The sequence below is a fragment of the Nostoc sp. genome (assembly GCF_036917195.1).
Taxonomy (GTDB): domain Bacteria; phylum Cyanobacteriota; class Cyanobacteriia; order Cyanobacteriales; family Nostocaceae; genus Nostoc.
The window spans coordinates 167,489-180,229 of the sequence record NZ_JBALDG010000066.1 but is presented as its reverse complement, the minus strand read 5'-3'; the positions used below and the strand labels follow the sequence as shown (position 1 = coordinate 180,229).

Genomic DNA, 12,741 nt, shown 5'->3' with positions numbered 1-12,741 from the left:
TCAAGAGCAAGTTTTGTCCGCTGTGTTATTGCCGAGAGGACGGCACCATCATGAATTTTAGGTGCGTTAGGACAAATGTCCATAACACACCCGACAAAATTTCAAGTTTTGCACTTTATTTTATCCATGTTCGTTAGTGGAGTTAATTAGGTCAGGTATTGCATCTCTATCTTCATCAATGTAATTAAATCAACCAACCTTTTAAGCGTTTGGCTATGTGGGGACGCCGCAATTTTCGCATGGCTTTGCTTTGAATTTGTCGGACTCGCTCACGAGAAAGATTAAACATATTGCCAACTTCTTCTAAGGTACAGGGTTCGCTGGTCGTCAAACCATAGCGAAGAGAAATCACATCTTTCTCTCGTGGAGTTAACACGTCCCCCAAGACTTCCCAAATCTCCTGACGCATCATGTTTTCATTCATTTTTGCTTCTGGAGACAGATTATCTTCATCTTCTAGCAAATCCATCAATTCCGTGTCTTCTTCTTTACCAACGCGGTGGTTGAGAGAAAGTGCTTGACGCCGTAGTTGTTGTAGTTGGCGTAGTTGTTGCACACTAATTTCCAAAGCTTCTGCCATTTCGCCTTCAGTAGGATTGCGACAGAGTTTTTGTTTGAGTTCCCGTTGGGCTTTTTTCAGCTTGTTAAGCTTTTCAACAATATGAATAGGTAGCCGGATTGTCCGCGCATCGTTAGCTATAGCCCTGGTAATTGCTTGTCTAATCCACCAGTAGGCGTAAGTAGAAAATTTATATCCCTTATCAGGATCGAACTTTTCTGTAGCGCGATTTAAACCCATTGCTCCTTCCTGAATTAAATCCAGAAAAGGCACTCCCCGATTCAAATATCGCTTGGCAATAGAAACTACCAATCTCAAGTTCGAGCGAATCATTTTACGTTTCGCTACTCTACCTTGATACAAGCGACTTTCTAATTGCTTTTCCGTCATTTCTAGCTCGGAAGCTACTTCTAGCTTGGTAGGTTCCTGTCCCAGTTTTAAGTGTAAGGCAGCTTGTAATTCCCTAACTTCTTCTAGAAACCTAACTCGCCGTGCTAACTCTACCTCTTCATCAGCTTTTAGGAGCGGATAACGCGCCATCTCTTTAAAAAACGCGCCTACGGCATCATCATGCTCGGTTTTATTGTATCCCGAAGGACGAGCCGCCGCCATCTCATCCCCGTCGCGTTCGTCTGATTCCAGATTTTCTATTAGAATTGGAGGTTCTTCATCTGCCACTGCATCTAAACTATCGAGTGATGGTTCTTCAATATCAGCAGTGTTCTCCAGTATTTCCATTTTTCCCAATTCAACAATATTCATAGTTTTCTTTAGGGATTGTTGCTTTATTTGGTACATAATTTAGTTACAGCTACTCGTTTGAGGCTTGGTAGTTTTCCCTAAGGGACGAATGCACCCGTTTATATAGCGAAATACAGGCTTATGCTAATTTATCTTCAAGAATAAAAATTGGCATCTACCTACCACTTATGGGTTACGGTTAGATACAACCTATAACGAAACTGGCCTTCACACCCTACAAAACTTTATTCTCAGGCTCTTAACAGATTATATTCTTCATTTTTTTCTTAATTACCAAATATGTCAAACCCCCTCAAACTTTCTCAACCTTAACAAACATAAAAATCTCAGCTAACCATCCAAATTTCTTAAACTCTCATATATTTTTCTAAATATTTATTTTTAATTTTGAGGTGTTAGAAGTCACTGGATAAATCAAAAAGCTGGTGCTGGGGTTATGTATTCCCGATTCAAGTTACCCAGATGATACAAATTACAATAATGGGAGCTTAAATGGGAGCTTATTTTCGGGATGTTCTTACTTGTATAAAAGCATCTCATATGCAGAAAGGCTTGAATATCTATCGATAGGCGGAAAAACGCTACTCCCTATTTAGTAGTTGGAGTAACTTTTGTAGACTTAGCCGAGATGCTTTTATTTGTAGAGTAGGCACCAAATATTTATTGCACGTATAGAAGAGACAAAATTGTCTAGTAGATTACATAAGAGGAAACTTATCAAGTATGATGAATAATAACAGTATTGAGAAATACAATTTATGTCTAATAAAGTAAAAAAATAAAGTTGAATGAGCCAGGTTAATTGTGAACAGCTATGTGAGTAAAATGTCTAACCATAAAGTCAGAAACTATGTATATAAGTGACGTAAATTTATCTCCTGTGATGGTGGCTGAACCTGGGGAATCGTATCAGTTAAGTGCAGCTGTTAATAGGTGGGTTGAAGTACTGGTAGACTGTCCAGGAAGTACAGGACTATTGACTTATCGATTGCCAGCCCAGTTAGAAATAAAACCAGGGGATATTTTGAGCGTGCCATTCAAGGAGCAACAAATAGGAGGGGTAGCCATTCGGTTACTGGCAAAACTCCCAGCAGATTTACAACTAAAAAAAATCTGGGATGTGGAAGATGTTATTCAAAGAGATTTCTTCCCCGATCACTACTGGACTCTAATGGAACGGCTATCAGAGTATTACTACACACAACTAATTCAGGTAATCCGTATGGCGCTGCCACCTGGGTTATTGGGGCGACCGCAGCGTCGCATCCGCTTAACTGTAGCTGGTGCAGCAGTGTCTACTAACACTAATCCTAATGCTTGGCTAGATACATCTTTGATGCGTGCCATTCATCAGCCTTATTCTCACCTAATTAAGTTTTATTTACTCAACACAATTGAAAATAATTATTTGATTAAAACCCTGGCTTTGTTCAGCTTTCAATGCTCAGTAGGGAAAGTTAATAATATAAATGCTAATAAAATTCTGCAACTCCTGCAACAACAATCAGACGGGGATTATAGCTTTCGGTTCTTACAACGTCAAGTCCAAGGACGCAAGCCAGAAGTAGACGAACTGTTGAGACGAAGTTTAGTAAAAAGCTACTTAGAACCGCCACGACTTACTAAACCGAAGTTTGAAAAAGCAGTGACATTAGTGGGGAGTACCTTTGATCGGGACTTAACTACTCGCCAACGAGAGATTTTGGAAGTGCTGCGGCGGCGTGGTGGGGAGTTGTGGCAAAATGAATTACTACAGATTTGTAAAACAACTACCTCTACCCTGAAAGGGCTGGAGCAAAAAGGCTGTATCGTCATCGAAGAACGGGAAGTATTGCGAAGCGAACAGGGCCCAGCATTAGTAGGCGATGAGGCTAAATCCTTAACTTCTGCCCAAGCTAGCGCCTTAGCAACAATCCAGACTCTAGATGGATTTGCTCAAGTTTTGTTGCATGGAGTGACAGGTTCAGGAAAAACGGAAGTATATTTGCAAGCGATCGCACCCCTCCTCAACCAAGGTAAATCCGCCCTTGTCTTAGTCCCAGAAATTGGACTTACACCCCAGCTAACTGACCGTTTTCGCGCCCGCTTTGGCAATAAAGTTAGCGTTTATCACAGCGCCCTTTCCGATGGTGAACGTTACGACACTTGGCGACAAATGCTCACAGGAGAACCCCAAGTTGTGATTGGTACTCGCAGCGCCGTTTTTGCCCCTTTGCCCAACTTGGGTTTAATTATTTTAGATGAAGAACACGATAGCAGCTTTAAGCAAGACTCTCCCATGCCCACCTACCACGCTCGCACCGTCGCCCAGTGGCGAGCAGAGTTAGAAAATTGTCCCTTGGTGTTAGGTTCCGCTACCCCTTCGTTAGAAAGTTGGGTAAGCGTCAGGAGCCAGGAGGAAGGAGCTAGGAGTTATTACTTAAGTTTGCCCGAACGCATAAATTCCCGCCCTCTACCGCCAGTGGAAATAGTCGATATGCGGCAAGAGTTGCAGCAGGGAAATCGTTCTATATTTAGTAGATCATTGCAAGAAGCTTTGCAACAGTTACAAGAAAGAAAACAACAGGGGATTTTATTTATCCATCGCCGGGGACACAGTACTTTTGTATCGTGCCGCAGTTGCGGATATGTGTTGGAATGTCCATACTGTGATGTGTCGCTGGCGTATCACCACACCGAAGAAAAAGCGCCGGAATTATTGCGCTGTCATTATTGTAACTATGCGCGATCGCACCCCAAATATTGCCCCGATTGTAGTTCCCCTTACCTAAAGTTCTTCGGTAGCGGTACTCAACGAGTAACGCAGGAATTAGCGCGACAGTTCCCAGAGTTGCGCTTGATTCGTTTTGATAGCGATACCACTCGCAACAAAGGTTCACACCGAACCCTACTTACCCAGTTTGCCAACGGCGAAGCCGATTTATTAGTAGGAACGCAAATGCTCACCAAAGGTTTGGATTTACCGCAGGTGACACTTGTGGGCGTTGTCGCCGCCGATGGATTGCTAAATTTATCAGACTATCGCGCCAGTGAACGGGCATTTCAAACTTTAACTCAGGTAGCTGGACGTGCTGGTAGAGGTGATGATCCAGGTAGAGTAATTGTGCAAACTTATACTACAGAGCATCAGGTAATTGCAGCAGTGCGATCGCACGATTATCACTCTTTCTCTGAAGCTGAATTAGAACAACGGCAAGCACTCAATTATCCGCCATACGGGCGGTTAATTTTGTTGCGCTTAAGTAGTCTTGATCCGATTCAAGTGCAAAATACCGCGCAAATTATCGCCACAACCTTGAGTACAGAAGAAGAATTCGAGATATTGGGGCCAGCACCAGCAAGTATTTTACGGGTAGCTAATCGTTATCGCTGGCAGATATTGATTAAATTTGCCCCCGACGCATTGCCACAATTGCCAGATTGGGAAGAAGTGCGAGATATTTGTCCCCAATCTGTTAGCTTAACGATAGATGTAGACCCATTAAATATTATGTAATTTTATTGGGTTAAAAAATTCAGGACTTACGCACGGGTTATGGAAGAACGAACCACAGAGACACAGAGTACACGGAGGAATGAGAGTTTGAAAGGTTTTTTACGTAAGTCCTAAAATCAATAAATCTGGTTTATTTAGATAATTACAGTTACCAAGAAGCTCTATTGAAGTCAACTGCTGAATACTTATATTCGCCATCAAGTCATCAGCTTTATAAAGTCAGACGAAACAAATTTAAAATTTTAATATTTAATTTTAAAGTTTGAATATTTAATTTAATTAATCAAAAATTCTGCTGCTACCAATCCTTTCTGGATAGCTAAAACTGCGGCTTGAGTGCGATCGCGTACTTCTAGTTTCTGCAAAATAGCATGGACATGCACCCGCACTGTACCAGGGGCAATGTAGAGAATCTCAGCAATTTCTTGATTGCTTTTACCAGCTGCCACCAGTGCCAAAATTTCTTGCTCTCGCTTCGTTAAGGGATTTTCTAAGGATTCCTCAGTTTTTACAGGCAGTATCGCTGTAAAGTTTCCCTCAAAAGCTGCTCTAATTTCTGTTGTTGCCGTTTGATCCCACCAAGAAGCGCCCGCTGCAACCGATCGCACCGCCAATATCAGAGATTCAGCAGGAATACCTTTGAGACAGTAACCTTGCGCCCCGGCAGCAATTAACCGCGAAATCAGGGGTTTTTCAGAACGAGATGTTAAAACAAGAATTGGTAAATTTGGGTGCTTCTGCTTGATTTGGCGACAAGCTTCAATCCCGCCAATGCCCGGTAAACCTATATCCAGTAAGACCAAATCCAGGGGATAGCTATTTGCTAATTCTACAGCTTGTTCTCCATCTTCTGCTTCTGCGACAATCTCCAAACTAGTTTCTTGTTGCAACCTCATCCGCAGACCAAGCCGAAACAATTCATCATCTTCAACGAGTAGGATTTTTGTCATTTGTTATTTGTGATTGGTTATTTCTCTCCTACTTCCCTCGCCCCACTCCTCATCTCCCTGGTGGTGGACAAGCTGGGAGTCGGAAACCAAACAGTGCGCCTCGTGGTGAGCGATTCTCTGCCCAAATTGTACCTCCATGAGCAGCTATAATTTGCCTGGTCAAATAAAGCCCTAGTCCAGATCCAAAGACGTGGCGATCGCTATGTCCTTGATAAAATCTCTCGAATAAGTGGGGTAACTCTTCTTCGGTAATGCCGGAACCAGTATCGAGTATTTTTACCACTTGATCGCTAGAATAACCTTCAAATACTACTTCCACTTTACCGCCACGAGGGGTATGATTAATGCCATTACTCAGGAGATTTGTAAAGACTCGCCCTAGTTGCAAAGGATCGCCATTTACCCAAAGAAAGCTCCGAAAATCTGATTCCCCATAGTGCAGAGAAATATAAACTTGACGTGTTCTCGCTAGTTCAGTCAAGGTAGCGATGATCTCCTCCGCCACTGTCACCAAGTTAACAGGTGATATTTGTAGTTTCAGCCCTTCGGCATCATTGCGATACACATCTAAAAGCGTTTGGACTAATTGCAGTGTACTTTGATGACTACGAGCCATTGTTTGTAGGACTTTTGCTTGCATTGGTGTAACTTCACCAAATTGCCCATTTTGAAAATACTTCAGCGTTTCAATTGCTCCTAATAGGGGTGTTTTCAAATCATGCGTTAGGGTAGAAATAAAATCTTCACGCATGGTAGCTAATTGTTCTTGAGAGCGTAATTGTGCTTGCGTATAAGCGATCGCTTCTTCATTGCGGTGGTTGCGGTCACTTAACCAACCCGTTACCAGCAATGCCAATACTGCAATCAATCTATTTGCCAACGTTGGGGGATTAATTATTTCTCCTCCTGGGACAAACAAATTCAACAATGTTAATCCTGTCGCTGCAAAAGTGATCCCCAATACTGCTGCCCGATTCAATCGAGAATCTGCTAACAAAATTGTCCCTGTGTAGAGGTAGCCAAATACGTACTCAGGTGGTGTCAAATATTCCAAGCCTATTACTATAGCAAAGGCGATCGCTATTAGCCCATATGTCTCCCTCCGCTTATTTATAGCTTCTTTCATAGTCAATAATCGCCTTAATATTGTCATTTATGATTTACTAAAAAATCGTACTTATACAATCTGTATAACTATTTAATTTACCAATTATGATTTATCTGCAATCTATATCTGCAAATGCCAAGTTGAGAATTAATTCTAAAATTAGGATTGTCCTGATGCAATAAAGGAGATTGATACCGCAAGGCGGAAGTCACTCATCCAAAAGTCAAAAGTCAAAATGAATACAGCGTAAGCGTTTCGTTGATTTAGAATGGGTGGCTTATTTATGCCGCCCTGCACTAGGTAGTTACTCACAAGGAGCAGGGTATGTACCCCAATCTTGCCAATCCCTAATCCCATTAATAAAAGCCAAGATAATTTTATATTCTTTGAAAGTAGCAAACTTGGAAAATGTATTGTATAAACAAATAGTCCTAATTAGTGAGATAAATAAATTAACAGGAAAATTTAAATAATCTTAACAAAAAGTTTAACAAGTATCTGGAAAAGAGTAAGAACCGAAAATAGTAAATCCCTCAAAATGAAATACCCCAACAGTTAATCTTTTATTTCTAAGAATTGGCTTGCTAGCACTTAAATTTAATTTAACGCGAAATATATGGGACAAGGTTTTTTGCAAATTGGCTTAACGCTGTGTATCGTCATCGCGATCACTCCGCTATTCGGTAGATACATAGCGCGTGTCTTTTTGGGAGAAAGAACACTGCTTGATTTTTTAATGAACCCGATAGAGCGAAGTATGTTCGTACTAGCGGGTGTCCGCAGGAAAGATGACATGACGGGTTGGCAGTATATCCGCGCTGTACTGTGCAGCAACCTGATTATGGGTATTTCAGTGTATTTGCTGATATATTTTCAGAGACTCTTGCCGTGGAATCCTAACGGCTTCGGTGCGCCCAATTGGGATATATTATTGCACACAACCATTTCCTTTGTGACGAATACCGACCAGCAACATTATGCTGGTGAGACAACCTTAAGTTATTTTAGCCAGGTAGCGGCTTTAGGCTTTTTGATGTTCACCTCCGCAGCCACCGGTTTATCTGTGGGAATTGCCTTTATTCGCGGGTTGACGGGTAGAAGACTAGGAAACTTTTACGTCGACCTCGTCCGTGGAATTACGCGAATATTGCTGCCGATTTCAATTATTGGAGCGATCGCCTTGCTTATAGCAGGTGTACCACAAACATTAGCTAAGACTCTGGATTTGAGAACCTTAGAAGGCGGGACGCAATATCTTGCCAGAGGCCCGGTGGCATCCTTTGAAATGATCAAACTTTTAGGCGAGAACGGCGGTGGCTTTTTTGGCGTAAACTCAGCCCATCCCTTTGAAAATCCCAATGGCGCTTCTAACTTAATAGAAATGCTCGCCATGATTTCTATACCAGCAGCCTTAATTTACACTTATGGTATATTTGCTAACAACATCAAACAAGCTTGGCTACTTTTTTGGATGGTGTTTGTGATTTTTGTAGTTCTGGTGGGAGTGACAGCCGTCGGAGAACTACAAGGTAATCCCCTTGTTAATAATGCCTTTGGATTAGAACAGCCCAATTTAGAGGGGAAAGAAGTTCGGTTTGGCTGGGCACAAACGGCATTCTGGGCAGTTATGACTACAGCTACTATGTCTGGTGCTGTGAACGGGATGCACGATTCTTTAATGCCGCAAGGAATATTTTCGATTCTCTTCAACTTGTTTATTCAGGTTATCTGGGGTGGTCAGGGAACTGGAACGGCTTACCTATTCATTTACTTAATTCTCACAGTGTTCCTAACTGGACTAATGGCAGGACGCACCCCAGAGTTTTTAGGACGCAAAATTGAAAAGCCAGAAATCGTCCTCGCCAGCGTAGTGCTGTTGATTCACCCAATTGTAGTTTTGATTCCCAGTGCGATCGCATTGGCTTATCCCATCTCCCTGTCTGGAATTAGCAATACTGGGTATCACGGCATTTCTCAAGTAGTTTATGAATACGCCTCAGCAGCAGCAAATAATGGCTCCGGCTTAGAGGGATTGAAAGATAATACCCTGTGGTGGAATTTGAGTACTTTAGTTAGCTTAATAGGAGGACGCTATATTCCGATGATTGCCATCTTGCTGTTAGCTGACAGGATGTCTCGCAAACAACAAGTACAAGAAACCCCTGCTACCCTGAGAACTGATTCTCTGGTATTTACTGGTATCACTGCTGGAGTAACATTGGTTTTGGGAGTGTTGACTTTCTTTCCCGTTCTGGCTTTAGGCCCCATAGCTGAGGGTTTGAAACTAGCATCTGGCAATTAGAAAATTTATGAGTTATAAGTTTGGAATTAAGAGAATACCAAAAAATAAATAAATTATCCGATTTCGTAGGAGAGCCAGTGCGTTGCGGTGAGTCCAGCGCTGTAGGCGAGTGGCTTTCCCGTTGGGAGGTTCCCGACGCAAGGGTAGCACAGCGTTAGCGACTGTGCGTAGCGTCTGACTCGCTAATGCTGCGCTATCTGTTGTAGCAACTGGTGTTGTGTTAGCGATGGCGTAACGCACCTTACAGGTTGGATCTGTTTTTTATTGAAAATTCCTAATAACTGCTAACTCCTAACTCCTGTACAGACGCGATTAATCGCGTCTCTCCTAACTCTTAACTCCTGTACAGACGCGATTAATCGCGTCTCTCCTAACTCTTAACTTCTAACTTTATTTATAAATCAAGTGGCAACTAACTTCAAAGCTAGACGCCCAAATTCGCGTGCTGGCGATCACCGCCAAGCACGTAAAAAGGCGAAGACAAATACTAAGTGGCTGTACTTAAGGGCAATTAAAGATGCTTTTGTCAAGCTCAACCCTAAGTATGCAATCAAAAACCCAGTGATGTTTGTGGTTTGGGTGGGGACAATCATCACCCTATTGCTAACAATTGATCCCAACCTATTTGGCCCAGCCCTGCAAAAAAACCCGCAACTTTTCAACGGCTTGTTGTCGGGGATTTTATTCTTTACAGTTTGGTTTGCCAATTTTGCCGAAGCCGTAGCTCAAGGACGGGGTAAAGCCCAAGCCGATGCTTTGCGATCAACAAAATCAGAGACGATCGCTAAAAAACTTGCTCCCGATGGCACACTTAGTGAAGTTCCATCCACCAGCCTGAAACAGGGCGATACCATCTACGTCGTTGCTGGCGATATCATTCCCGCCGATGGCGAAGTAATCATGGGTGTCGCCTCTGTGGATGAATCGGCAATCACTGGGGAATCGGCACCAGTATTGAAAGAATCAGGCTCCGACGTTACTAGTTCCGTTACTGGTGGGACGCGGATTATCTCAGATGAACTAATTATCCGCATCACATCTGACCCAGGCAAAGGCTTTATTGACCGGATGATTGCCTTGGTGGAAGGGGCAGAACGCAGCAAAACACCCAATGAAATTGCCTTGACAGTATTGCTGGCAGTTCTGAGCTTAGTATTTTTGTTAGTCGTGGTAACCTTGCCCGCACTTGCTTACTATGTCAACAGTCCAGTCAGCGTGCCAATTTTGATTGCTTTGTTAGTAGCATTAATTCCGACAACGATTGGCGGCTTACTAAGTACCATCGGCATTGCTGGTATGGATCGAGTTGCCCAATTTAACGTCATTGCCACTTCCGGACGAGCAGTCGAAGCCTGTGGAGATGTCACCACTTTAGTGCTGGATAAGACAGGTACAATTACCCTCGGCAACCGTTTGGCGGAAGATTTTATCCCAATTAACGGTCATTCAATGTCGGAAATTGCTAATGTTGCGTGGGCGGCTAGTGTCTTTGACAATACACCAGAAGGAAAATCGATTGTTCGATTGGCAGAAAAGCTAGGGGCACGGTTTGATTTTGACTCCAGTCAAGCAGAAGCAGTTGATTTTTCCGCCGAAACCCGCATGAGTGGCACCAACTTGCCTGGAGGGCATGAGGTCAGGAAGGGAGCAGTAGAAGCCATTAAAGGATTTGTCCGTTTCTACAACGAACGCGATAGCGCAGAACTGGATGCTACCTACGAACGAGTTTCTCGCCTGGGAGGTACACCCCTAGCAGTCAGCCTAGATAACGAAATCTATGGGGTTATTTATCTCAAAGATATAGTTAAACCTGGTATCCGCGATCGCTTTGAGCAACTGCGACGGATGGGAGTGCGTACCATCATGCTAACTGGAGACAACCGAATTATAGCTTCTGTGATTGCCAAAGAAGCTGGAGTAGATGACTTCATCGCCGAAGCTACACCAGAAGACAAAATCAGCGTCATTAAAAAGGAACAAGCAGCAGGCAAACTGGTTGCCATGACGGGAGATGGAACTAACGATGCTCCAGCATTAGCCCAAGCTAACGTTGGTGTTGCGATGAATACAGGAACACAAGCTGCAAAAGAAGCCGCCAACATGGTCGATTTGGATTCCGATCCCACAAAGCTGCTCGATATCATTAGCATTGGTAAACAATTGCTGATTACTCGCGGGGCATTGACTACATTTTCTATCGCTAATGATATTGCTAAATACTTTGCGATTATCCCAATGATATTTGTCGCTGCTAACCTGCAAAGCCTGAATATTATGAATTTGACTAGCCCTAAGTCTGCTGTACTATCAGCGCTGATTTACAACGCTTTGATTATTCCAGCTTTGATTCCCTTGGCATTGCAGGGTGTGCGGTTTAGACCCCTAACAGCTAATCAGCTAGTACAACGTAATATCTTAATTTATGGCTTAGGTGGGGTGATTGCGCCGTTTATCGCCATTAAGTTGATAGATATACTGATTACAATTGTGGGCTTGGCTTAAGGACAACAAAAGTAGAGATGTTCTCAAACAAGCGCATCTTACTAAGGTAAGATAATAAACATTTGACCTTTTTTATTTTTACTTTTACCTATTGAGAAGGGGAACAAAAAGAATATGAATAAACAGGTCGATGTTTGGGAGAAATTTCTGCCCATGAATCTAATACAGGCGATGTCCTTTGTTTGGTGGCAATGGCATAAACAACACTTACCAAAGAAGACGCAAAGAGTGGAGGACGCACTGATGCGGTGCTATAGGCTGATTCACCATGTCTATTTCTCTGCGTGTCTTCTCAACACTCGCTATTTTTATCCTGCTGTGTTTGAATGTGGTAATTGCCCCAATTGTTTATGCTGTTGCTGACAGCACCTTGGAACGTCCTTCTGCTTGGGTAAAAGAATTAAAAATTAAAAATAAAATATTAGCAGCAATTGGAAAACTTTTTATGGCTATTATTCGAGAAACTATCAGAGCAATTTTCATCACTCTAATGCTTTGGTTGTTGACTGCAATCATCTATCCTTTGGTAATCCTTGTAGTGGGTCAAGTTTTTTTGCCATATCAAGCGAATGGCAGCATTATGCGGAATCTAAATAATCAACCAATTGGTTCAGCTTTGATTGGTCAAGTCTTCACATCTGAGCGATATTTCCATCCTCGTCCCAGTACTGTTAGATATAGCCAAGGCAAAAAAGCCAAGCCAACTGGCATATCTGGAGCCAGTAATCTCGCTGCAAGCAATCCAGAGCTACTCAACCGGATTCTAGAACAGGCAAATCAATTGCGAGACGAAAATCTTCAACCAATTGCTGATATAATTTATACGTCTGCTTCTGGTTTAGATCCGCATATTTCATTAAAAGCAGCCCGGCAGCAATTGACGCGGGTTGCTGGTGCGCGGGGAGTAAAAGAAGATGAGATCCTCCGTTTAATTAATAAGTATAGTGATGGCAGATTTTTATGGATTTTTGGCGAACCGGGAGTCAATGTTCTGCGATTAAATTATGCTCTTGACTTGCAAGATATTAATCGTCAGCAAAATCAATAAATGGGCATTGGGCA

General features: G+C 42.7%; 8 protein-coding genes. 4 read left to right on the top strand and 4 right to left on the bottom strand.

Annotation, left to right across the window (positions count from 1 at the left end):
* Positions 1-184: 184 nt before the first annotated feature.
* Positions 185-1,357, bottom strand: a complete 1,173-nt coding sequence (locus V7K40_RS21150) for an RpoD/SigA family RNA polymerase sigma factor (RefSeq protein WP_334963108.1) — start codon at positions 1,355-1,357, stop codon at positions 185-187.
* 814 nt (positions 1,358-2,171) lie between these two features.
* Here V7K40_RS21150 and priA point away from each other — a divergent pair.
* Positions 2,172-4,817 carry a primosomal protein N' gene (priA, locus tag V7K40_RS21145; RefSeq protein WP_334963106.1) on the top strand — a complete coding sequence of 882 codons (2,646 nt, stop codon included), beginning with the start codon at positions 2,172-2,174 and terminating at the stop codon, positions 4,815-4,817.
* A 275-nt stretch (positions 4,818-5,092) separates the two neighbouring features.
* On the opposite strand, the gene V7K40_RS21140 is transcribed toward priA, so the two are convergent.
* Both V7K40_RS21140 and V7K40_RS21135 read right to left on the bottom strand, forming a co-directional pair.
* On the bottom strand, positions 5,093-5,767 hold the full coding sequence (locus tag V7K40_RS21140; RefSeq protein WP_334963104.1) for a response regulator transcription factor: 675 nt from the start codon (positions 5,765-5,767) through the stop codon (positions 5,093-5,095).
* A 49-nt stretch (positions 5,768-5,816) separates the two neighbouring features.
* Complete coding sequence (locus V7K40_RS21135) at positions 5,817-6,893, bottom strand: HAMP domain-containing sensor histidine kinase (protein ID WP_334963102.1); 1,077 nt, start codon at positions 6,891-6,893, stop codon at positions 5,817-5,819.
* A 598-nt stretch (positions 6,894-7,491) separates the two neighbouring features.
* Here V7K40_RS21135 and kdpA point away from each other — a divergent pair.
* On the top strand, positions 7,492-9,177 hold the full coding sequence (gene kdpA / locus V7K40_RS21130) for a potassium-transporting ATPase subunit KdpA (protein ID WP_334963100.1): 1,686 nt from the start codon (positions 7,492-7,494) through the stop codon (positions 9,175-9,177).
* A gap of 12 nt (positions 9,178-9,189) precedes the next feature.
* On the opposite strand, the gene V7K40_RS21125 is transcribed toward kdpA, so the two are convergent.
* On the bottom strand, positions 9,190-9,417 hold the full coding sequence (locus V7K40_RS21125) for a hypothetical protein (RefSeq protein ID WP_334963098.1): 228 nt from the start codon (positions 9,415-9,417) through the stop codon (positions 9,190-9,192).
* Positions 9,418-9,573: 156 nt separating this feature from the next.
* Between V7K40_RS21125 and kdpB the strand changes: the two genes are divergently transcribed.
* Together kdpB and kdpC are read left to right on the top strand one after the other, a co-directional pair.
* On the top strand, positions 9,574-11,679 hold the full coding sequence (gene kdpB / locus V7K40_RS21120; RefSeq protein ID WP_334963482.1) for a potassium-transporting ATPase subunit KdpB: 2,106 nt from the start codon (positions 9,574-9,576) through the stop codon (positions 11,677-11,679).
* Positions 11,680-12,124: 445 nt separating this feature from the next.
* Positions 12,125-12,727: a K(+)-transporting ATPase subunit C gene (gene kdpC / locus V7K40_RS21115; RefSeq protein ID WP_298905331.1), complete on the top strand. Its 603-nt coding sequence runs from the start codon at positions 12,125-12,127 to the stop codon at positions 12,725-12,727.
* Positions 12,728-12,741: the final 14 nt, after the last annotated feature.